This is a genomic window from Limnohabitans planktonicus II-D5 (genome assembly GCF_001270065.2).
Taxonomy (GTDB): Bacteria; Pseudomonadota; Gammaproteobacteria; order Burkholderiales; family Burkholderiaceae_C; genus Limnohabitans_A; species Limnohabitans_A planktonicus.
Genome location: NZ_LFYT02000037.1, coordinates 1 through 23823 on the forward strand (window position 1 = coordinate 1; position 23823 = coordinate 23823).

Genomic DNA, 23823 nt, shown 5'->3' on the forward strand with positions numbered 1-23823 from the left:
CTCAAGAGTCTGACCTGGGGCATGCGCCGCAATCCTGATGGCTGGAGCGTCAATCAGACCAACGCGATGCACTGGCTGCAGCATTCGACCTTGAGGAGTGCCCGCGCGTGGCGGCTGAAGATGGCGCTGCGTACGGTTTATGCCAATGCGGCCAGGCACAACAACGCGACACAAGCCAAGTCTGAATTGAAGGCGTGGCTGAGTTGGGCCACGCGCTGTCGTCTGGCACCCTTTAAGAAGTTGGCCCGCACGTTAAAGCAGCGCTTGGACGGTGTGGTGCGCGGCATGCTGGACAACCGCAGCAATGCTTATGTGGAGGCCATGAATGGTTTGCTCCAACAGGCTAAACGCGCCGCGCGTGGCTTTAGAACTGCAAGAAACTTTATCGCCATTGCGTATTTGCGGATGTCCAAGCTCAAGCATTTGCCAAGCAACCCGCTGGAGCGGGCTGTGCCCAAGAGCAACGTGCTAATCCACCGCTGCCTTTGATGTCAAGTTCCACACTAAACGACGAGGAGCCCGAATTTCCCGGTTTGATATATCCCGAGCCAGGCGCATGACCTGTTCCTGACGCTCAATGAGTCGCAAGCGCAAGCGCTGCTGGGCATATTCCACATCACGCTTGATGGCTTCTTGTTCGCGTTCGACTTCTTCCACGCGAAGGTACCAGAACGCACTGGCAATGGCCGCCAAAAAAAGTAAAACAGCTGCAACCGGTGCCAAGTTGGCAAAACGGTCTTGATGGTTGGGGGTTTGCCGTTGCCACCAACTGCGCCACCATGCCCAGGGGCCCACTTTTTTGACAACGGAAGCGGCTTTGTTCAATTCCATGACTTGAGTTTAGAGGACAAGCCTGACATCTGGCTCCAGCGACTGTGAATGTCCATCTTTGAAATTGGCAAAAATTTCATTATGCGGAATGACAGTGCACTATTTGAAATTCAAGAAAAATATGCGAAACTTACGTCATTCACTGATCCCAACATTCAACAGGAGACAAACATGACAGCGGCCACACCACACCAAGCGGGCGCGGACCTCGATGCCCAGGAAACCCGTGAATGGATGGACGCTCTGTCCGCCGTGATCGAAAAGGCAGGCCCTGAGCGTGCGCACTTTTTGCTGGAAGAATTGCTCGAAGAAGCCCGCCAGCACAGCATCGATTTGCCGTTTTCGGCCACCACCGGTTATGTCAACAGCATCGAGCCCAACGAAGAGGCCCGCTGCCCCGGCAACATCGAGATCGAAGAGCGCTTGCGCGCCTACATGCGCTGGAACGCGATGGCCATGGTGGTCAAGGCCAACCGCCACAACCCCGCTGACGGTGGCGATTTGGGCGGCCACATCGGCTCGTTCGCTTCGCTGGCCCACATGTTTGGCGCAGGCTTCAACCATTTCTGGCACGCCGAGAGTGAAAACCACGGTGGCGACTGCCTCTACATCCAGGGCCATGTGTCGCCCGGTGTGTATGCCCGCGCCTATCTGGAAGGCCGATTGACCGAAGAGCAGTTGCTCAACTTCCGTCAGGAAGTGGACGGCAAAGGCCTGTCGAGCTACCCGCACCCCAAACTCATGCCCGAGTTCTGGCAGTTCCCGACTGTGTCCATGGGTCTCGGCCCTTTGATGGCTATTTACCAAGCCCGATTCCTGAAATACCTGCACGCCCGTGGCATTGCCAACACCGAAAACCGCAAGGTCTGGGTGTTCTGTGGTGACGGCGAGATGGACGAAGTCGAATCGCTGGGCGCGATCGGCCTGGCCGCCCGTGAGAACCTGGATAACCTGATCTTTGTCGTCAACTGCAACCTGCAGCGCCTCGATGGCCCGGTGCGCGGCAACGGCAAGATCGTGCAAGAACTCGAAGGCGAATTCCGTGGCTCCGGTTGGAACGTGATCAAGCTGCTCTGGGGCAGCGAGTGGGACAGCCTGCTGGCCCGCGACAAAGATGGCGCGCTGCGCAAGCTCATGATGGACACGCTGGACGGCGACTACCAGGCCTTCAAAGCGAATGACGGTGCTTATGTGCGCAAGCACTTTTTTGGCCGCGACCCGCGCACACTGGAAATGGTGGCGCACCTGTCGGACAACGACATCTGGAACCTCAAGCGGGGTGGTCACGACCCGCAAAAGGTCTATGCCGCTTACCACCAGGCGGTGAACACCCAGGGCCAGCCCACCGTGCTGCTGATCAAAACCGTCAAAGGTTTTGGCATGGGCAAGGCGGGGGAGGGCAAGAACACTGTTCACCAGACCAAGAAGCTGACGGACGAAGACATCAAGTACATGCGCGATCGGTTCAACATCCCGATTCCGGACAGCGAGTTGTCCAAGATCCCGTTTTACAAGCCCGCCGACGACACCCCCGAAATGCGTTACCTGCACGAGCGCCGCCAAGCGCTGGGTGGCTACTTGCCTCACCGCCGCACCAAGTCCGAAGAAAACTTCACCGTGCCTTCGCTCGACACCTTCAAGGCTGTGATGGAGCCCACCGCTGAAGGTCGTGAAATCTCCACCACCCAGGCCTATGTGCGCTTCTTGACGCAGCTGCTGCGCGACCAGGCTTTGGGGCCACGCGTGGTGCCGATTTTGGTGGACGAAGCCCGCACCTTTGGCATGGAAGGCTTGTTCCGCCAAGTGGGCATCTACAACCCCGCTGGCCAACAGTACACCCCGGTCGACAAAGAACAGGTGATGTACTACAAGGAAGACAAAGCCGGTCAAATCTTGCAAGAAGGCATCAACGAAGCCGGCGGCATGTCGAGCTGGATCGCGGCGGCCACCAGCTACAGCACATCCAACCGGATCATGATCCCGTTTTATGTGTATTACTCCATGTTTGGTTTCCAGCGCATTGGCGATCTGGCCTGGGCTGCCGGTGACATGCAGGCGCGCGGCTTTTTGCTCGGCGGCACATCGGGCCGCACCACTTTGAACGGCGAAGGCTTGCAGCACGAAGACGGCCACAGCCACATCATGGCGGGCACCATCCCCAACTGCGTGTCTTATGACCCGACCTTCGCGCACGAAGTGGGTGTCATCCTGCACCATGGCTTGAAGCGCATGGTCGAGAAGCAAGACAACGTGTTTTATTACCTGACGCTGCTGAACGAAAACTACCCGATGCCTGGCCTCACCGCAGGCACCGAAGAGCAGATCATCAAGGGCATGTATTTGTGCAAAGCGGGCGCTGCCGGAGAAAAACGCGTGCAACTGCTGGGCTCGGGCACCATCTTGCGCGAATCGATTGCTGCGCAAACCCTGCTGGCCACCGACTGGGGCATTCAGGCCGACGTGTGGAGCTGCCCGAGCTTCAACGAACTGACCCGCGACGGTCAGGACGCCGAGCGTTACAACTTGCTGCACCCCATGGAAACACCTCGTGTGTCGTTTGTGGCCCAACAATTGGCCTCGCACAGCGGCCCCGTTGTGGCGTCGACCGATTACATGAAGGCCTATGCCGAGCAGATCCGTCCGTTCATTCCAAAAAATTCGGACGGAACAGGTCGCACCTACAAAGTGCTGGGCACCGACGGTTTTGGCCGCTCCGACTTCCGCAGCAAGCTGCGCGAGCACTTCGAGGTCAACCGCCACTACATCGTGGTCGCCGCGCTCAAGGCGCTGAGCGAAGAGGGCAAAGTTCCTGTCGCGCAAGTGGCCGAAGCCATCCAAAAGTACGGCATCAAAACCGACAAGATCAACCCCTTGTACGCATAAGAACAGGAGACGAACATGGCATTGGTAGAAGTTCAAGTCCCGGACATCGGAGATTTCGATGAAGTGACCGTCATTGAGTTGATGGTCAAAGTGGGCGAAACCGTGAAAGCTGATCAATCGCTGATCACGGTTGAATCCGACAAAGCCTCGATGGAAATCCCATCGAGCACAGCGGGCGTGGTCAAGGAAATGCGCGTGGCGCTGGGTGACAAGGTCAAGCAAGGCTCGTTGGTGTTGGTGGTGGAGGCCGCCGGAGCGGCTGCTGCGCCAGCTTCCCCAGTGGCCGCCCCCGCAGCTGCGAGCACATCCCCTGGCATGGCGAGCCCTTCACCCAGCATGGCGAGCCCTTCCCCCGTCATTGCGAGCGAAGCGCGGCAATCCAGTGCAGCGCCCGCCGCACCTGCAAGCTCTGCTTCATCCGGCCCAGTGCAAGTGTTTGTGCCCGACATCGGCGACTTCAAAGACGTGGTCGTGATCGAAGTCATGGTCAAGCCCGGCGACGCCATCAAGGTCGAGCAATCGCTGATCACCGTCGAGTCCGACAAAGCCTCGATGGAAATCCCGTCATCGCACGCGGGCGTGCTTCAAGAGCTCAAAGTCAAAGTGGGCGACAAGGTCAACATTGGCGACCTGTTGGCCGTTCTGGAGGTCCAGCGTTCTGCGTTGAGCGTTGAGCGTGAGACGGTGTCCGCTGCAGTCCCCGCATCTTCTCCGCCTGCTTCCGCTAAAACGCCTGCAATGCCATCCCTCGCCTCATCGTCAGCACCTGCGCTCAACTCCGAACGCCCAACGCTGAACGCCCCGCAGGGCTTGCCCCACGCGTCGCCATCGGTGCGCAAGTTCGCCCGTGAGCTGGGCGTGCCTTTGGAAGAAGTCAATGGCAGTGGCCTCAAAGGCCGCATCACCGCTGACGACGTGCAAACTTTCACCAAGGCAGTCATGTCGGGTGCTGCCCAAACCAAGGCGCAAGCGGCCAAAGCCCCTGTATCTTCGGGTGGTGACGGCGCGGCTTTGGGCCTGATCCCTTGGCCCAAGGTCGACTTCGCCAAGTTCGGCCCCATTGAGCGCAAAGAAATGGGCCGCATCAAGAAGATCAGTGGTGCCAACCTGCTGCGCAACGCCATCATGATCCCGGCCGTCACCAACCACGACGATGCCGACATCACCGACCTCGAAGCCTTCCGCGTCTCGACCAACAAAGAGAACGAGAAGAGCGGCGTGAAGGTGACGATGCTGGCCTTCTTGATCAAGGCTTGTGTGGCCGCGCTCAAGAAATACCCCGAGTTCAACAGCTCGCTCGACGGCGATGCACTGGTCTACAAAAACTACTGGCACATCGGCTTTGCCGCTGACACGCCCAATGGTTTGATGGTGCCGGTCATCCGCGATTGCGACAAAAAAGGCGTGCTGCAGATCAGCGCCGAGATGTCGGAGCTGGCCAAGAAGGCTCGAGAAGGCAAACTCAGCCCCGCCGAAATGAGCGGCGCGACCTTCACCATCTCCAGCCTCGGCGGCATTGGTGGCAAGTACTTCACGCCCATCATCAACGCGCCCGAAGTGGCCATCTTGGGTGTGTGCAAAAGCACCATGGAACCCGTGTGGGACGGCAAGCAATTTGTGCCGCGCCTGATGCTGCCTTTGTCTTTGACATGGGATCACCGCGTCATCGACGGCGCCGCAGCGGCACGCTTCAACGCGTTCCTGGGTCAAATCCTCAGCGACTTCCGTCGCGTATTACTTTGAACTTTGGGGGCGGGCCAAAGCGCAGCTTTGCTCGGACCCCAACAAATTGAGAAGACTATGGCACTGATAGATATTCAAGTCCCTGACATCGGCGACTTCGACGAAGTGGCCGTGATCGAGTTGCTGGTCAAACCCGGCGACACCGTCAAGGCGGAGCAATCGCTCATCACCGTGGAGTCCGACAAAGCCTCGATGGAAATCCCGTCCTCCCACGCTGGCGTGGTGAAGGAACTGCGCGTCAAGCTGGGCGACAAGGTCAAGCAAGGCTCGGTGGTGTTGGTGCTCGAAGGGCAGGCCGTTGAGCGTTCAGCGGTGAGCGTTGAGCGTGAACAGCCTGCAGTCGCACAGCCTGCGCCGGCTGTTGCAAGCGTGTCTTCCACGCCCAACCCTCAACCCTCAACGCACAACGGACAAGCCGACCTCGAATGCGATGTGCTCGTGTTGGGCGGTGGCCCCGGCGGTTACTCGGCAGCGTTCCGCGCGGCTGACCTCGGCTTGAACGTGGTCATCGTCGAGCGCTACGCCACCTTGGGCGGCGTGTGTTTGAACGTGGGCTGCATCCCATCCAAAGCCTTGCTGCACGTCGCGGCCGTGATGGACGAAGTGGCCCACATGGCTGACCTCGGTGTGGACTTCGGTACACCCGCCGTCAACATCGACAAGCTGCGCGGCCACAAAGAAAAAGTCATCGGCAAACTCACAGGCGGCTTGGCGGCCATGGCCAAGATGCGCAAGGTCACCACCGTGCGCGGCTTGGGCCAATTCGTGGGTGCCAACCACCTTGAAGTGTCCGAGACCACTGGCACCGCGCAAGAACAAAACGGCAGCAAAAAAGTGATCGCCTTCAAACGCGCCATCATTGCTGCGGGCTCGCAAGCCGTGCGTCTACCTTTCATGCCTAACGACCCACGCGTGGTCGACAGCACAGGCGCTTTGGAACTCAAAGAAGTGCCCAAGCGCATGCTCATCTTGGGCGGCGGCATCATCGGCCTGGAGATGGGCACTGTTTACAGCACGCTGGGCGCACGCCTGGACGTGGTGGAAATGATGGACGGCCTCATGCAAGGCGCTGACCGCGACTTGGTGAAGATCTGGCAAAAGATGAACGCCAAGCGCTTTGACAACATCATGCTCAAGACCAAGACCGTGTCCGCACGCGCCTTGCCCGAAGGCATTGAAGTCACGTTTGCACCGGCAGAAGAGGGCGGCACAGCCCCCGCGCCGCAGGTGTACGAACTCGTGTTGCAAGCCGTGGGCCGCACGCCCAACGGCAAAAAACTCGCCGCTGAAAAAGCAGGCGTGGCTGTGACCGACCGTGGCTTCATCAACGTCGACATCCAAATGCGCACCAACGTGCCGCACATCTTTGCCATCGGCGACATCGTGGGCCAGCCCATGTTGGCGCACAAAGCGGTACACGAAGCACACGTGGCGGCCGAAGTGATTGCGGGCGAACTGCAAGGCAACAAAGAGCTGGCAGCGGCGGCGTTTAATGCACGCGTCATCCCGAGCGTCGCCTACACTGACCCCGAAGTGGCCTGGGTGGGTTTGACCGAAGACCAAGCCAAAGCACAAGGCATCAAGGTGAAAAAGGGCTTGTTCCCTTGGACAGCCTCGGGCCGAGCCATTGCCAACGGCCGCGACGAGGGTGTGACCAAACTGCTGTTTGACGATAGCCCCGAAGCGCATGGCCACGGCAAGATCTTGGGCGGCGGCATGGTGGGCACGCATGCGGGCGACATGATTGGCGAGATTGCTCAGGCCATCGAGATGGGCGCAGACGCTGTGGACATCGGCAAAACCATCCACCCCCACCCCACGCTGGGCGAAAGCATCGGCATGGCGGCGGAAGTGGCGCATGGGAGTTGCACGGACTTGCCGCCAGCGAAGAAGTAAACGCTTCGCGCTGTAAATAAAGAAGCCCGGACGGGTAGCTGTCCGGGCTTCTTTTTTTTTCTGTGAGCGTCTGGTCATGGCCGCATTTCATGCGGTGATTAAGCGGCGTACTCGCCGCACCCATGATGTGCATTTCGAAAAATACGTCTCAAATTTTGAGTCGTATCGCTCAAAACTCAGAGCAACCAAGTCAATGCCCTCAGCTCTGCAGCCACAAATCCAGTGGCATGCCCCCCGTGCCAATGATCAGCGGCTGTGCCTGTGGAAACTGCTGCACAAATGCGCTCAGGCCCGACACATTGCCCACGTTGTGGCCACTTTTCACTTCCAGTGCGTGCAGCGTTTGGCCGTCGCGCAGCACGTAGTCCACTTCTTTTTGGCCGTTGTTCCAGTAGTGAATGACGGGATGGCGGCTGCTGTGGGTGAGGTGACGGGCCAACAATTCAGTGCCTACGGCGCTTTCTGCTAGCCGACCCCACACCTCAGGGCGTGTTTGCGCTGCTTGCAGTCCCACACCTTGCGCGACCCAGTGGCAGCCCATCAGGGCGTTGTTGAACACTTGCAGCTTGGGACTGGATGCGCGTTGGCGCACCACTTGGCCCATGTATTTGGGCAGGCCGCAGGCCATACCCGCGCCTTCGAGCAAGTCGAGGTAATGGGCGAGGGTGGTGGTGTTGCCCGCATCGTCGAGCTGGCCCAACATTTTTTGGTAGCTCAGGATCTGACCGCTGTACACGCAGGCAAGGTCAAACACGCGGCGCAACAGGGCAGGCTTTTGTACGGGGGCCATCAGCATCACGTCTTTGCTGATGGTGGTTTCGATCAGCGCGTCGCTCACGTAGGCGGCCCAGCGGGTTTCATCGTGCACCAAGGGGGCTGCGCCGGGGTAGCCACCATAAAAGATGAACTGCTCCAAGCTAAAGCCAAAGGCGTCGCGCATTTCGGCGTAGCGCCAGTGGCCCAATCGGGTGATCTCAAACCGCCCAGCCATACTTTCGCTCAAGCCCCGAGCGATCAACAACGGGGCCGACCCCAGGATGACCACGCGCACATCGCGGCCAGCGGCGGTGTCTTCGTCCCACAGGCGTTTGACTTCTTCCGTCCAGTTGGACACTTTTTGAATTTCGTCCAGAACCAAAACACAACGGCCTGCTTGCGCGGCCAGTGCACGGGCCACTTGCCATTGGGTGTTTAACCAAACTTTTCCTTGCAAACCGGGGCCATCGGCACTGGCGCTGTGTTGCGCCAATGGGGTGTTGCTTTCGGTTTTGGCATCACGCTGCAAGCGCTCCAGCGCTTGGCGTACCAGTGTTGTTTTGCCCACTTGGCGTGGGCCAGCCACAACTTGGAGAAAACGGCGGGGCTCTTTGAGCCTCGCCACCAATGGGGCCAAAGATTCGCGTTCGATGGTCATTTTTTCTTTGCTCAGTTCGTTGAGTAATTTATCTCATTGTATTGAGTAAATTTAATTTCATCCATCCATCCATTCCTACCTGCCCGTCAATGCGCCTCTAGCTAACAACCCACATCCCACGTTGAGCGAAAGCATCGGCATGGCGGCGGAGGTGGCGCATGGTAGCTGCACGGACTTGCCGCCGCGCAAGAAATAATCGGCTTCAGCGCTGCACGAAGCAAAAGCCCCGGACTGGAAACTGTCCGGGGCTTTTTTGTGGCGGGCATGCTGACGAATGGCTAAAATGGCCAATCGATTCAGGAGTCCTGCATGCGTGTCACCGCCACCGAAGCCAAGAACCGTTTTGGCAGCCTCTGCGCTCAGGCCAAGCGCGAGCCCGTGTTTGTGGAGAAAGCCGGTCAGCTCGACTCGGTCATTCTGTCCGCCGAGCAGTACCAGGCGCTGCTGGCAGGGCACGACAAGGCCAGCCGGGCTTCGCGCAAACAGGCGTTTGAAGCCGAATTTGGCGACTGGATCGCTGCGCAGAACGCCCGGGTCGAAGCCCACGGCATTCCGGGCGCTGACCTTCGCCCCTGGTGAGCGGCCCATGGCGCAGTACGACGTGTTTCCCAACCCAAGCCGCAGCGGGGCGGAGGGTATTCCGTATGTGGTGGTAATTCAGAGCGACTTGCTCGATGGCTTGGCCACTCGCTTGACGATGCCCCTCGCTCAGCCCGACACCATGGGCAAAGTGCCCAACGTGCTGTGCCCAACCATCCATGTGAACGGGCAGCGCCTTAACGCGCTGGCGCTCTACACCGCGCCACTGCCCGCCAAACTGCTTCGGAGCCCGGTGGACAACGTGGCCGCGCATGCCAGCGCACTGGCGGCGGCGATGGATGCGGTGCTGTCGGGCATCTGAGGAATGGAGCGCTTGGCTGCTCAATGCCCCATCTACCCCGTGTAATACTTGTGGGCTATCAGGTTGAAACCCCAGCCCCTCGTTCGTAAAAAATGACCCAAGAAACCAACAACCTTGCCGCCGACCTGTGGACGCTGGCCGACTTGCTGCGCGGCGACTTCAAACAGAGCCAATACGGCCGCGTCATCCTGCCTTTTGCCCTGCTGCGCCGTCTGGAATGTGTGTTGGAAAGCAGCAAATCTGCTGTTCTGGCCGAAGCCGCCAAGGTCGAGAAGATGGCCATTGCCGAAGAGGCCAAGGAAAAGCTGCTGCTGCGCGCTACCGGGGGCTTAAGCTTTTTCAACACCTCGCCCATGGACCTGAGCACCCTGGGCGAGTCGGGCATCAAGGCCAATCTGGAGCGCTACATCCAGTGCTTTTCCAAAGACGCCCGCGAGATTTTTGACCACTTCAAGTTCGCCGAGTTCATTGGCCTGCTGAATGACGCCAACCTGCTTTACAAGATGGTGCAAAAAGTCCGCACCATGAACTTGCACCCCAAGGCCGTTTCCAACTACGAGATGGGCCTGGTGTTTGAAGAGCTGATCCGCAAGTTTGCCGAAAGCTCCAACGAGACGGCGGGCGAACACTTCACCCCGCGTGACATCGTGCGCCTCACCACCTCGCTGGTGTTCATGGAAGACGACGAAGCCCTCACCAAGCCCGGCATCATCCGCACCATTTATGACCCAACAGCGGGGACGGGTGGCTTTCTGTCGGCGGGCATGGAATATGTGCACGAGCTGAACCCCCAAGCCGTCATGCGCGCCTTTGGTCAGGAGCTGAACCCCGAAAGCTACGCCATCTGCAAGGCCGACATGCTCATCAAAGGGCAGGATGTCAGCAATATCAAGCTCGGCAACACGCTCTCCAACGACCACCTCTACGCCAGCAAGTTCGACTACATGCTCTCCAACCCGCCGTTTGGCGTGGACTGGAAAAAGATCGAAGGCGACATTGCCGACGAACACACCCTCAAAGGCTTTGATGGCCGCTTTGGCCCCGGCCTGCCGCGAGTGTCCGACGGCTCATTGTTGTTTCTGCTGCACCTCATCAGCAAGATGCGCGATGTGAAGGACGGTGGTTCACAGGGCGGCTCACGTATAGGCATCATCCTCAATGGCTCGCCGCTGTTCACCGGCGGCGCAGGCTCGGGCGAATCCGAAATCCGCCGCCATATTCTGGAAAGCGATCTGCTCGAAGCCATCGTCGCCCTGCCTACCGACATGTTCTACAACACGGGCATTGCCACCTATGTGTGGGTGCTCTCGAACAAAAAGCCCGCCGAGCGCAAAGGCAAGGTGCAGCTCATCAACGGCGTCAACCTCTGCGGCAAGATGCGCAAATCGCTGGGCAGCAAGCGCCATGTGATGGACGAGACCGACATCGCCACCATCACCCGCTGCTTTGGCCAATTTGAGGTGGTACAAGCGCAGGCGCTCGACAAACCGGCTGAAGTCAAAAGCAACCGTGGCCGCCAAGCCACTAACTCCAAGCTCACCCCCAAGCCCGAAGCCGTCAAAACCTTCGCCAGCAAAATTTTCGCCAGCCATGAGTTCGGTTACCGCCGCATCACCATCGAGCGGCCACTGCGTTTGTCGTGGCAGTTCAGCCATGAGCGCATTGCCAACCTGCGCTTTGAGTCCGGCGCGATCGGCAGCGCCATGCAGTGGATCTACACCGAGTATGGTCAGGACCACTGGCAAGATGCGGCAGATTGCGAGCTCTACGGCCAGCTTGACGACTACGCCGTCGAAATCCGCGCTTACCTCAAAAGCCACTTTGCCGACCTCAAGGAAAAGCAGATCAAAGACCTGCTCGACGCCAGCACCTGGCTGGCACAAAAGGCCGTGCTGCTAAAAGCCCGCGCCCTGCAACGCGAAATCGGCAGTGCCCAGCACGACGACTTCAATGGCTATGACGAAGCCATCAAGGTCGCGAGCAAGCTGGCATGTATCACGCTCGACGCCAAAGAGAAAAAGCAGATCGCCGATGCCGTGAGCTGGAAGAACCCCGCCGCCGAAAAGGTGATCAAGAAAACGCACAAAGGCAAAGCGAACCCCCTGTACGGCCTGTTCGAAGTGAACAAAGAAGTCATCGAATACCAAGCCGATGGCGAGCTGCGCGATTTTGAAAACGTGGCCCTAGACCCCAGCCGCACCGTGAGCGAAAGCGTCGAAGCCTACTTCATGGCCGAAGTGCAGCCGCATGTGCCCGATGCCTGGATAGACGCCAGCAAGTGCGATGCCAAAGATGGCGAGATCGGCATCGTTGGCTATGAAATTCCCTTCAACCGCCACTTTTACCAGTACCAGCCGCCACGGCCGCTGGAAGAAATTGATGCCGATCTGGATGCCGTGAGCGCCGAGATCATGGCGCTGTTGCGCGAGGTGCATTCATGAGCGATCTCATTACCCCCGACCATGACTTCATGGCTGTCGTTCAGCTCATTGAGGCGGCAAAGCAGCGTGCCAGCCGCGCCGTCAATACCGAGCTGATTGATTTGTACTGGGCCGTCGGCGAATACGTGAGCCAGAAACTCGGCACCGAGGCCTGGGGCAAAGGCACAGTCGAAGCGCTGGCCGACTTCATTCAGCGACGCCAGCCCGGTTTGCGTGGCTTTTCGGCCAAAAACATCTGGCGGATGCGGCAGTTTTACGAGACTTACCGCGACACGCCAATTCTCTCAACACTGTTGAGAGAATTGGCTTGGTCGGCCCATCTCCACATACTGACCCGCTCCCAGTACCCCGAAGAACGGGCGTTCTATCTCCGCACAGCCGCTGAGCAACGCTGGTCGGTGCGGGAAGTCGCAAGGCAAATGGACAACCAACTCTTCGCTCGGACCATCACTGCGCCAGTCAAAATGGCCCAGGCCCTGAAAGAGACACGGCCGCAAGCCAACAACGCTTTCAAAGACAGCTACTACCTTGAGTTTTTGGGTCTGCCGCAAGAGCCCGCCGAGGCGGATCTGCAGCGCGCATTGCTGCAACATCTGGGCCGCTTCCTAACCGAACTGGGGCGTGACTTCTGCTTCGTAGGTTCAGAATTTCCCTTGCAAGTGGGAGGTCAGGACTTTGCCCTTGACCTGCTGTTCTTCCACCGTGGCCTCAACTGTCTGGTGGCCATCGAACTCAAAACCACCCGCTTTTCGCCCGAACACCTAGGCCAGCTCAACTTCTACCTCGAAGCGCTGGACCGCGACCACAAAAAGCCCCACGAAAACCCCACCATCGGCCTGCTGCTGTGCGCCAGCAAAGACGACGAAGTGGTGGAGTACGCCCTCAGCCGCAGCCTGTCCCCAGCCCTGGTCGCCCAATACCAAACCCAGTTGCCGGACAAGAAACTGCTACAGGCCAAACTGCATGAGTTCTATTTGGCTAACGTGGGCAAGGGGGAGGCGGAATGAGTCGGTACAAGGCTTATCCAGCGTACAAGGATTCGGCAGTCAACTGGCTGAATAGTATTCCCACGCACTGGGGGCTTAATCGCTTTAAGAATATCTTCAAAATCCAAAAGAAAATTGCAGGCGCGCTTGGGTATGACGTTCTGTCCATCACCCAGCGTGGCGTAAAGATCAAAGATACTGAAAGCGGTGACGGGCAGCTTTCGATGGATTACTCAAAGTATCAGCTTGTGCGCAAGAACGATTTCGCAATGAACCACATGGATCTATTGACGGGCTACGTTGATATTTCAAAATTTGACGGTGTGACTAGCCCTGACTATCGGGTTTTTTCGCTTGCTGATGAAAATCAGCATCCAAGATATTTTTTGTACTTGCTACAACTTTGTTATATCGCGAAAATTTTCTACCCGTTGGGGCAAGGCGCAGCACAGATTGGTCGGTGGCGATTGCCAACCGAAGCATTTAGCGAGTTTGTTGCACCAACTCCCGCCTATGCCGAGCAACAATCAATTGCTGCCTTTCTCGACCACGAAACAATGAAAATTGATGCCTTGATCGAGAAGCAGCAGCGGCTGATTGAGTTGCTCAAGGAAAAGCGCCAAGCCGTCATCAGCCATGCCGTCACCCAAGGCCTCAACCCCAACGCCCCGATGAAAGACTCCGGCGTGGAGTGGTTAGGCGAAGTGCCTGCGCATTGGTCTCTACCAAAAGTCAAATGGTTTTTCTGCACGGAAAGCGGCGGAACTCCAAATACAGCCAAACACGATGACTACTACCTAGATGGAACTATTCCATGGATTAGAACCACGGACCTGAATAATGACGAGCTTTATGAAACACCGATCAACATTACTAAGAAAGCCGTCGTCGATTCGGCTTGTGCATTGCTGCCAGTAAATTCTGTTCTTGTAGCAATGTACGGTGGTGCGGGAAGCATAGGGAAGCATGCGTTGCTGAAGTTTGAATCAGCTATCAATCAGGCTGTGTGTGCAATTCTGCCGAATCCCAAAATTGGACCGGAATTCCTTCATCTGTATGTCGAGTTTTATCGTCCTTACTGGATGGTGGGTGCTGAAGGAACAAGAAAAGACCCGAACATTAATCAAGATGTTATCCGCGAGCTCATTGTTCCTTGCCCTCCATATGACGAACAGCGGAAGATCGTGGAGACGATTAAGGTAGGTTTATCGAAAATCGACTCGACCATCAAAAGATGTGAAACCAATATTGCATTAATCCAAGAACGCCGCACCGCCCTGATCTCCGCCGCCGTCACCGGCAAGATCGACGTGCGCGATTGGCAAGCCGTCGCTGTTCAAGAGGGTGTCGGCGTCGAATCTTGAGCCAACTTATCCCAACTTATGTCGAAAACCATAAGTTATACTTTTTTCCATAAGTTGCCATAAGTCGAGGTCCAAGATGCGTGCGATCAAGCCGTTTACCTTTCACCGCCCAACTCTGGCGGAGAGTTATTGCGAAAGCCTTGGGGGCCACGGCTTGGCGGACAGTCGCTCCGGCTTGTTCCTGGCAGCGCCAAGACGCACGGGGAAAAGCACTTTCCTGCGTGAAGACATGCTGCCCGCCATGCAAAAGCGTGGCTGGACCACGATCTATGTGGACTTGTGGGCGGACAAATCCAAAGACCCGGCTTTGCTCATCACCAGCGCCGTCAAAGCAAAAAGCGGTACTTTTGCGGGTGTCATCGCCAAGATGGCCAAGTCGACCGGGCTGGAAAAAGTGAACGTGTTTGGCGCTCTGAGCCTCAACCTCGATTCCCTGGAACTGCCAACGGGACTGACGCTGGCGGATGCTCTGGAGGCGTTGGTTGAAGCTGGAAAGGCGCCAGTCGCCATCGTCATTGACGAAGCACAGCATGCGCTCTCTACCCAGGCTGGCGTGGATGCCATGTTTGCCCTCAAGGCAGCACGCGATCACTTGAACCAAGGCAGTGGGCAGCAAGGCCTGTTTATTGTTTTAACGGGTTCCAACCGTGACAAGCTGGCCCACTTGGTGTTGAAGCGTACCCAGCCTTTTTTTGGCTCCCAGGTGACGCGTTTTCCCTTGCTGACCAAGGACTTTACCGACGCTTATACGGACTTCGTGAACCCCTTGCTGGCCAATGACAACCAGTTCCGTCACGAGGATATGTTTGAGGCCTTCAAGTTGGTTGGACATCGCCCTGAGATGCTGCGCAGCATCGTCGGCGAGATTGCCTTGGATGCAGGCGCGGACCACCTTGGCGAAGCGCTGAAGAATGGTGCGGAAGAAATCAAGGAAAGAATGTGGGGAGCGATGGAGAGCGAGTTTGCCGGTTTGCCCGACATTCAGCGGGCGGTGCTGGAGACGATCATCGATCAGGGCAAAAATTACGTTCCTTTCTCCGAGGCGTCTATGCGCGCTTATGCCAACTTGGTGCAGCAAGAAAAAGTATCGGTTCCATCGGTTCAGGCTGCGCTGGACACATTGCGTGAAAAGGGATTGGTCTGGCGGGCCGCCTATGGTGACTATGCACTTGAGGACGAAAGCATGGCCGGTTGGTACAAAACCAAGATGCAAGGCTAAAGACAAGGATAAGCATGAGCGACCAAGCCACCGAACGCATCTTTCAAGACGACATCATTCGCCAGCTGCTGGCCAATGGCTGGCTGCTCGGCTCGCCGGACAAGTACAACCGCGAACTGGCCTTGTACCCCGAGGATGCGTTGGGCTTTGTGCAAGAGACGCAAGACGCGCAGTGGCAAAAGTTTTGTGCCAACCACCCCAAAGATGCCGAGCAGAAGTTTTTGCAACTGATCTCCACGCAACTGGGCAAGGCCGACCCGAATGCCACGCACAAGGACAGCCGCACCTTTGGCACGCTGGGGGTGCTGCGCCACGAGCTGCGCGACCGCAATGCGCGCTTGTCGCTGTGCCAGTTCAAGCCCGAGCACGAGCTGAACCCAGACACGCTGGCCCGCTATGCCAAAAACCGCCTGCGTGTGGTGCCGGAGCTGGTGTACAGCCCGTGGGCGACTGATGCTCACCTGCTGGAGACAGGAAACAGTGACGCAAAAAAGGCCAAGGCATGGCGCATTGACCTGGTGCTGTTTGTGAATGGTGTGCCGGTGGCCACGTTGGAGCTGAAGAGTGAATTCAAACAGGCGGTGGACCGCGCCATTCGTCAGTACAAGACTACGCGCCTGCCAGTAGACCCGGTGGCAAAAAAAGCGGAGCCGCTGCTGACCTTCAAGCGCGGTGCGCTGGTGCACTTTGCGGTGAGCCAGTACGAGGTGCACATGGCCACAAAGCTGGAGGGGGAGGGCACCTACTTTCTGCCATTTAACAAAGGCACGCACGACGGCGGCGCGGGTAATGCTGTGCCGTACGACATCAACCGCTACGCCACCGATTACCTGTGGAACGAGGTGCTGCTGCCGGACAACCTGCTCAACATCCTGGCCCGCTTTGTGCACTTGCAGATTGAGGACAAGGAAGACTGGGAAGGCCGCAAGTACAAGAAGGAAAGCCTGATCTTCCCGCGCTACCACCAGTGGGACGTGGTGGGCAATCTGCTAGCGGCGGTGCGAATTGAGGGGCCGGGGTTTAAGTACCTGATTCAGCACAGCGCGGGTTCGGGCAAGTCCAACTCGATTGCCTGGCTGGCGCATCAGCTCTCGTCGCTGTACAAGTTTGACGGCAAGAAGCAGTTTGATTCGGTGATTGTGGTGACGGACCGCACCGTGCTGGACGCGCAGTTGCAAGACACGATCTACCAGTTTGAACATACCGATGGCGTGGTGGGGCGCATAAACAACAAGGAGGGTGATGGCTCCAAGTCCGATAAGTTGGCCGCCGCCCTAGAGTCTGCCCAGCCCATCATCATCGTCACCATCCAGACCTTTCCCCATGTGTTGAAGGCGATTGAAAACAGCGTGAGCCTCAAAGACCGCTGCTACGCCATCATTGCCGACGAGGCGCATTCATCGCAAAGCGGCAGGGCGGCGCGGCAGCTCAAAGAGGTGCTGATGAAGGAAGCGGGCGAAGAGACTGAGGAGCTGGACAGCGATGACATCATCGCCGCCACGGTGGCTTCGCGCCGCGCATCGGGCAACCTGAGCTACTTTGCCTTTACCGCCACACCCAAGCCCAAGACGCTGGAGCTGTTTGGCCGCGTGCCGCGCCCGGACGAGGTGGCGTCAAGCACCAACAAGCCAGAGGCGTTTCATGTGTACAGCATGCGCCAGGCGATTGAGGAGGGCTTCATCCTCGATGTGCTGAAGAACTACACCAACTACAAGGTGGCGTACAAGCTGGCGCTGAAGGTGCAAGATGCCGACGCGGAAGTGGAAAGCAAGCGGGCGAAGGTGAAGCTGAACCAATGGGTGCGCCTGCACGACCACAACATCGCCCAGAAGGTGATGGTGATCGTGGAGCACTTCAAGGACAACGTGATGGGCTTGTTGGGTGGGCAGGCCAAGGCCATGGTGGTCACCAGCTCGCGCAAGGAGGCGGTGCGCTACAAGCAGTGTTTTGACAAGTACATCGCGGACAAGGGTTACCAGAAGATTCGCGCCTTGGTGGCGTTTTCGGGTGAGGTGTTGTTCACCGACAAAGACCCAAACACGGCGGGAGAGATCACGGCGGGCCTGATTGGTGAGAAGTTCACTGAAAGCCATATGAACCCGAACCTCAAGGGCCGCGATATGCGCAAGGCTTTTGATTCGGACGACTACCAGGTGATGATCGTCGCCAACAAGTTCCAGACCGGGTTTGACCAGCCCAAGCTTTGCGCCATGTATGTGGACAAGAAGCTGGCCGGGGTGGAGTGTGTGCAAACGCTGTCGCGCCTGAACCGCACCTACCCCAACAAGGCCGAGACGGGCACCTATGTGCTGGACTTCTTCAATGAGCCGGATGAGATTCTGGAGGCGTTTCAGCCCTACTTCCAGACCGCTGAGCTGTTGGATGTATCCGACCCGAACCTGATCTTTACGCTGCAAGACAAGCTGCGTGCCGCTGGCATTTTTACTTGGGCAGAAGTGGAGCAGTTCTGCACCGCGTTTTATGTGAAGAACAAGAGCAACGCGGCGATTGCCAACATCTGCAAGCCAGCGGTGCAACGCTGGCAGCTGCGCTACAAATCGGCGGTGGAGGCTTTCAAGATTGCCAAGGAGATGTTTGAGCGCACGCAGAAAACGGGCGATGCGGTGCTGATTGCGAACGCCGAGAAAAGCCTGAATGAATGCCAGAAAGAAAAAGACGCGCTCGAAATCTTCAAGAAAGACCTGGGCACCTTTGTGCGCTTTTACGAGTTCATGTCGCAGATCGTGGATTACGACGATACCGATCTGGAAAAGCTCAGCCTTTACGCCCGCAACCTGCGGCCCATGTTGCGCGAAACCTTGCTCGATGAAGACGACATCGACCTGGGCAACGTGGTGCTGAGCCACTACCGCGTGGCCAAGATACGCCAGCAGGATTTGGTGCTCCGAGAAAATACCGGTGAGTACAAGCTGGAGCCGGGCGAAGGCCTGGGTACGGCCAAGCCAAAGGACAGACAAGAAGAGTTTTTGTCGCAGATCATCAACCGCCTGAACGAGGTGTTTGTGACCGACCAGCTCACCGACAAGGACATGGTGAACTACGCCTACACGATCCGCGACAAGGTGGGCGAGAACATCAAAGTGATGATGCAGATCGAGAACAACTCGGCCGAGCAGGCCCTGCTGGGTGACTTCTCGAAGGCCATTGACGACGCGATCATGGACAGCAGCGAAGCCCACCAGAACCAGATGATGCAGCTACTGGCCGAGCCAAGCAAAGCGGCCAACTTTGCGCGGATTGTGTTTGATCTGCTGGTGCAGGGGCAAGCTAGGTGGTCTTGACCCCGTAACCCAGTACCGTCGGTATGTTTAATTTACCGCTCGTTTCTCCCTGAATAGCTTGTACTGCAGCTTACCCAGTTTGTCGCGACACTGACACGACATTTTGCTGGAGCCACTTTGTCAACTTATGCCCCTAAAAAGGGAGAACAAGCACGAGTTCCAAGCGGGGAAAGAGGTCCTCCATGGGTTTCAACCTATGCGCCGTCACCCTGGTGCAAAGCAAGCTGCCGGTTAGGCTCTGGCGACTTTGACCCCGCAAGCAACAAGATCAAGTTGATGACCATGAAGGTCAGCAAAGGCTTGGAATTTCCCCTGGTGGTGTTGCCCGGCTTATGGCACATGACTGCGGCGGGGGAAGAAGAGAACGAATCGGCGCGGATGTTTTATGTGGTGGCGACTCGGGCGACGCAGAGGTTGGTGATGGGTGTCGGTGGGAACGGGAAGTTCCCCAACCGACTAAACCAACAGCTAGCAAGTTAGCGCGGGCTCTCAGCAAACGACAGGAAGTCCGTCAATCGTTTGTCAGCGGTCACCGTGTCGTGAGGCACCAAGAGGTATTTCCAGGGCTTCGCGCCCGTTGTCTTGGCATGCTCGGAAGCGTGTTTGCACCACAGCGCTCCGGCCTGCGCCTTGGCCTTGACTTCATCGCTCCCCAGCTCGTTGCGCGCTTTGGTCTCCACCATCAACAAGTACTGCGCGGTCTCCGCTACGAAGTCTGGAACATATTCCGGCTGCTCCACACCCAGCTTGTAGAACATCTGGAACTGTCCCTTGGCGGGCTTGAGCCACTTGTCAGAATCGCGCTCCAGCAGCACTGCAAACTTGCGCTCGGTATCGGAGTCAAACTTCTGCAGTGGGTACAGGCAGTGGTTAAAGCCACCAAACACCATCTGTTTGATGCGGCTTAAGTCTTCGGGTGTGTCCCGGAAGTCCCGCACCGCCTGCCCCGCGCCCACGCTGTAGGTTGGCTCTTTCAGCGCCGTAAACCCGCGCCGCACCTCCACTGCGTATTCGGTTGCGGATTCATAAAAGTGCGCCTGCATCTGCGCGTAGATGTTGTCGGCGATGAGCTGGCGATCCAAGTCCAGCACATTGCGCACTTCGTTTTCATCGCTCAGGTAGCTACGCAAGTGATTCACCATTTGCCCGGCCAGGTCATACAGCAGACTGCTCTGAGTGACGTAGTCAATATCGTCACGGTCAATCAGCGTGTGAACAATGTAATCCTCCAGCCGACGCTCCACAACGCCAGGCTGCGCCGTGAAGGTGAACTGCTTGTGGTCACGCAAGTTCTGCCCCACCAAAGACCGATCTTTGGGCTGCAAGTGCAGTCCGCTCAGATCCAGCGTGAAGGGTTTGAAACCACTGGTCACCACGCCTTTGGGCACCACGGCTATGCGCGGAATGTCAATGGTCTGCTTCACCACCACGTCTACCGCCCTACGAACGACCGACGCCAGGTCCAACTCGGGCGCGGCGTCTTCCCCCAAGGGCAAATCTGCCTGCGCGGGTGGCAGCTTCTCGCGCACTGCTTCGGCAATGCGGGCTTGCAACTCGGGCACCAGAAATGCTTGGCGCGTGGGCGCGTCTTGGGTCTTGACCTCGTAGCTGGCCAGCACTTCCATCACCACAGCTGCCGCTTGGCGTTCACGTTCCGTGGTGAACACCGGCGCAGTCACAGGTGCACCATGGTCCGGCTGCGGGGTGGTGCTAACCGCCAAACCCAACGCCACAGACAAGTTAGGTGCCACAGTTACGCTCTGCGGCCGATCGTCGCCCGCATCCGGAACATCCAAAATCAAGGTCTTGAGCTTGATGGGCGAATCGGCCTTGTTGGCATCGTCAATGATTTCCTGAAACCGATCGTGCGCAATGATGCTCAGGCGGTCCACCGCATCCACCCCCGTGCGCCTGCCATAGGGCAAACGCAGGCCACGGCCTATGGACTGCTCCACCAGCGTGCGCGCATTGGCGGCGCGCAATGGCACGATGGTGTAGAGGTTGGTCACGTCCCAGCCCTCTTTGAGCATGTTCACGTGGATGACGATTTCGGTGGGCTCATTCACACTCTCAACCGCCAGCAGCTTGCGCACCATTTCTTCTTCTTCTGCGCCCGTTTTGCTGCTGTCCACCTGGATCACCTTGTTGCGGTAACGCCCAGCAAAGAAGGATTCCGATTGCAGCTGCGCCAACAATGCAGCCGCATGGGTGGTGTCCCGCGCAATCACCAGCATGAAGGGCTTGACCTCTTTCACGCCATTGCTGCGGGCATAGGTCTTCAGCTCCACCTTGGTCGCTTCGTGCATGCGCACACCGTCTTGCAGCTTGACACGTTCCACCTCTTCGGGCGGCATGTTCTTCGCATCAAAGTTGCGCTGGGTCACCACAGCGGGCTCTTTCACAAAACCGTCTTCCATGGCACGGGCCAGTGGGTAATCCATCACCACGTTTTTGAAAGGTACTGGCCCTTTGGTGGTTTCCACAAACGGGGTTGCAGTTAACTCCAGACCCAGAAGCGGCTTCAGGTCGTTAATGGCCCGCAAGCCCGCAGTAGCGCGGTATCGATGCGACTCGTCCATCAACAGTACCAAGTCGGGCAAACCGGCCAGGTAGTCGAAATAGCTCTCACCGATGTACTCGCTCAAGCGCTTGATGCGCGGTGCCTTGCCGCCCCGCACTTCGGACGTGATCTTGGCAATGTTGAAAATGTTGATGGTCACAGGCGAAAGCAAATCGCCGAGGGCTTGGGCACGCTCTTCGTAGTTGTCGCCGGTAATGATCTCGGGTGGATACGCCGCAAACTCCGCCACGCCCTTGAACACATACTTGGGCGTGTTGGGCGTAAAGTCACCAATCAGCTTGTCGTAAATCGTCAGATTGGGCGCCAGCACAAAGAAGTGCTTGATGCCATGCGCCGCATACAGGTAGCTGATGAATGCGCCCATCAGGCGTGTCTTGCCCACGCCGGTGGCCAAGGCGAAGCACAACGAGGGGAAGGCGCGTTCAAAATCTTGCAATGTGGCGAACTCGCCTTGCAGCACCTTCAGCACATCGGCCAACTCCGCGTCGTCGCGGTCATGCTTGAGCATGAGCGGGCTGGCCTCCAGAGCAGCGGCAAGCCGCTTGAGCGACTCGGCTTGTGGAGCCCGCAGGCTCAGGCGGCCTGTTATCGCGTTAACTTCGCGTTGACTCATGCATCTCCCCCAGTAAACAAGTCATCCTGCGCAGGCTCTGTGGGCTTCTTTTGTGCCATAGGCAGGTTGGACACGTTCAGGCTGTAGTCGTCGTGGCCCCACTCGCAACGGTCTTTCACCATCTTGGGGATTTTCTTGATCGTGAGCTGCGGCCAGCGCTGCGCGGCCTGCGCCGCCGTCACGCCCCGGTAGGCTCCGCAGCACACCAGCAGGCTGCGCTCAAACCCCACCTCGTCGGCTAAAGCATCCAGCTGCTCGGCACTCAGGGTTTGGGTGGTCACATAGATGAAGTCGCGCTCGCTGCTATGGCCGTGCTGCCACCACAGCGTCTCGGACGGCGCGTAGTCAAAGCCCTCCAGCTTGCACATGGCAGCGGACAACATGCCCGCGTCGTACTCGGGGTTGATGACCAGATTGCCCCATCGGTCGGTAGCCAGCAGCGTGGGGGCCAACTCGTAGTAGCGAAAGCCACCACCGCCCTGCCAGCCAGTGGTCGACGTCACGCCGCCTGGGTCTTGCCCGTCAACCACCTTTTGCAGGCGCGGCACGATGTGCGTGTGGCAATGCTCGCCTAGTTCCACCATGATCCAGCGGCGACCCATTTTGTGGGCCACTGCGCCGGTGGTGCCGGAGCCAGCAAAGGAGTCTAGGACTAGGTCGCCTGGGTTGGTTGAAATGGTAAGTGCTTGTTTGACCAGCTTTTCTGGCTTCGGGGTGATGAAAACATCCTCGTTAAGCGCAAGAGCATTTATCTCGTTCTTGGCTTCAGCGTTGTGTCCAGCTTCGTCGTAGAACCACATGGTCGAGGGCGACACCCCCTGCTTGACTTCCGTTAGAAAGCTTTTTTTGTTAGGAGTACCCTGACCATCTCGCCCCCACCAGAGGCGATTTTCACTAGATAGCTTGTCAAACGAATCCCGTGAGATTGCCCAATACCTACCCGGAGGAGGCACAAACTTCTTTCCCTGGGGCGAGGTGACTTCATACGATCCCAGGCTGTAGAAGTTTCTCGCATGCAGCGGTGTCGACTTCCATGGCCCGCGCGGGTCATTGTCAGGATTACTGTATGCCTTATCTTGCTTTTCACTCCGAGGCAACTGATTCAAGACCCAACGTTCCTTGTCTTTTGCATACACCAGGATGTGATCATGCATAGCAGAGAAATACTTTGCGGAGTTCTTGCTCGTGTATACCTTCTGCCAAGCAATGGATGCTATGAAGTTACTGCGCCCCAACACCTCATCACACAACACCTTGAGGTAATGCGCCTCGTTGTCATCAATCGTGATCCACAGCGAACCATCGTCAGCCATCAATCGGCGGATGATCTCCAGCCGGTCGCGCATCAGCCCCAGCCAAATGGAGTGCTCCAGGCCGTCGTCGTAGTGCGTGAAAGCGCTGCCGGTGTTGTACGGCGGGTCAATAAACACGCATTTCACCTTGCCCGCAAACTCGGCCTCCAGCGCTTTGAGCGCCAGCAGGTTGTCGCCCTTGATGAGGCGGTTATCGAAAATATCCTGATCCGACACCCGCTGCTTGGCGTGGTAACTGCGCGCCGGGTCTTCCAGCAAGATGCGCGGCTCCAGCCGGGGGCGCTGGTCCTTGCCGATCCAAGTGAGTTCTAGTTTTTGATGTGCCATGGTCTTATT

The 23823-nt window shown here is 57.7% G+C and carries 15 protein-coding genes and 1 pseudogene; 12 read left to right on the forward strand and 4 right to left on the reverse strand.

The features are described from left to right. The coding region (locus H663_RS38885) for a transposase (RefSeq protein ID WP_165803952.1) at positions 1-489 on the forward strand (489 nt) is incomplete at its 5' end. 33 nt (positions 490-522) lie between these two features. Here H663_RS38885 and H663_RS38890 read toward each other — a convergent pair. Further along, a pseudogene (locus H663_RS38890) lies at positions 523-831 on the reverse strand (PAS domain-containing sensor histidine kinase); the annotation flags it as partial. Between the two features lie 171 nt (positions 832-1002). Between H663_RS38890 and aceE the strand changes: the two are divergent. From aceE to lpdA, 3 genes are read left to right on the forward strand one after another with little or no spacing between them, the layout of a single operon-like run. Then, a complete protein-coding gene (aceE, locus tag H663_RS38895; RefSeq protein WP_053175717.1) occupies positions 1003-3714 on the forward strand; it encodes a pyruvate dehydrogenase (acetyl-transferring), homodimeric type in 2712 nt (903 codons plus the stop codon). 15 nt (positions 3715-3729) lie between these two features. Beyond that, the gene (gene aceF, locus H663_RS38900; RefSeq protein ID WP_053175720.1) at positions 3730-5457 is read left to right on the forward strand and encodes a dihydrolipoyllysine-residue acetyltransferase; all 1728 of its coding nucleotides are present in this window, start codon (positions 3730-3732) and stop codon (positions 5455-5457) included. Between the two features lie 57 nt (positions 5458-5514). Next, entirely contained in the window at positions 5515-7353 is a 1839-nt protein-coding gene (gene lpdA / locus H663_RS38905; protein ID WP_053175723.1) for a dihydrolipoyl dehydrogenase, read from the forward strand. A gap of 199 nt (positions 7354-7552) precedes the next feature. Here lpdA and H663_RS38910 read toward each other — a convergent pair whose 3' ends face one another. Continuing rightward, positions 7553-8767, reverse strand: coding sequence for an ATP-binding protein (locus H663_RS38910; RefSeq protein WP_053175725.1), 1215 nt, complete (start codon positions 8765-8767; stop codon positions 7553-7555). 309 nt (positions 8768-9076) lie between these two features. Between H663_RS38910 and H663_RS38915 the strand changes: the two genes are divergently transcribed. From H663_RS38915 to H663_RS38950, 8 genes are all read left to right on the forward strand, one after another. Next, positions 9077-9346, forward strand: coding sequence for a type II toxin-antitoxin system Phd/YefM family antitoxin (locus H663_RS38915; protein WP_053175728.1), 270 nt, complete (start codon positions 9077-9079; stop codon positions 9344-9346). Positions 9347-9353: 7 nt separating this feature from the next. Further along, entirely contained in the window at positions 9354-9668 is a 315-nt protein-coding gene (locus H663_RS38920) for a CcdB family protein (protein ID WP_053175731.1), read from the forward strand. A 92-nt stretch (positions 9669-9760) separates the two neighbouring features. Next, a complete protein-coding gene (locus H663_RS38925) occupies positions 9761-12109 on the forward strand; it encodes a type I restriction-modification system subunit M (protein WP_053175734.1) in 2349 nt (782 codons plus the stop codon). Beyond that, complete coding sequence (locus tag H663_RS38930) at positions 12106-13116, forward strand: PDDEXK nuclease domain-containing protein (protein WP_053175737.1); 1011 nt, start codon at positions 12106-12108, stop codon at positions 13114-13116. The genes H663_RS38925 and H663_RS38930 overlap by 4 nt, the downstream gene beginning before the upstream one ends. Further along, on the forward strand, positions 13113-14459 hold the full coding sequence (locus tag H663_RS41730) for a restriction endonuclease subunit S (protein WP_053175740.1): 1347 nt from the start codon (positions 13113-13115) through the stop codon (positions 14457-14459). The genes H663_RS38930 and H663_RS41730 overlap by 4 nt, the downstream gene beginning before the upstream one ends. Positions 14460-14535: 76 nt before the next feature. After that, complete coding sequence (locus H663_RS38940) at positions 14536-15678, forward strand: AAA family ATPase (protein ID WP_053175742.1); 1143 nt, start codon at positions 14536-14538, stop codon at positions 15676-15678. Between the two features lie 14 nt (positions 15679-15692). After that, positions 15693-18980 carry a type I restriction endonuclease subunit R gene (locus H663_RS38945; RefSeq protein ID WP_053175745.1) on the forward strand — a complete coding sequence of 1096 codons (3288 nt, stop codon included), beginning with the start codon at positions 15693-15695 and terminating at the stop codon, positions 18978-18980. 282 nt (positions 18981-19262) lie between these two features. Beyond that, positions 19263-19460, forward strand: a complete 198-nt coding sequence (locus H663_RS38950) for a 3'-5' exonuclease (protein ID WP_240620582.1) — start codon at positions 19263-19265, stop codon at positions 19458-19460. On the opposite strand, the gene H663_RS38955 is transcribed toward H663_RS38950, so the two are convergent. Both H663_RS38955 and H663_RS38960 read right to left on the reverse strand, forming a co-directional pair. Further along, entirely contained in the window at positions 19457-22174 is a 2718-nt protein-coding gene (locus tag H663_RS38955; RefSeq protein WP_053175750.1) for a DEAD/DEAH box helicase, read from the reverse strand. The two genes, H663_RS38950 and H663_RS38955, sit on opposite strands and share 4 nt — an antisense overlap. Further along, positions 22171-23814 (reverse strand): DNA methyltransferase, encoded by a 1644-nt coding sequence (locus tag H663_RS38960; protein WP_053175753.1) that lies wholly within the window; start codon positions 23812-23814, stop codon positions 22171-22173. The genes H663_RS38955 and H663_RS38960 overlap by 4 nt, the downstream gene beginning before the upstream one ends. Between the last annotated feature and the right edge of the window lie 9 nt (positions 23815-23823).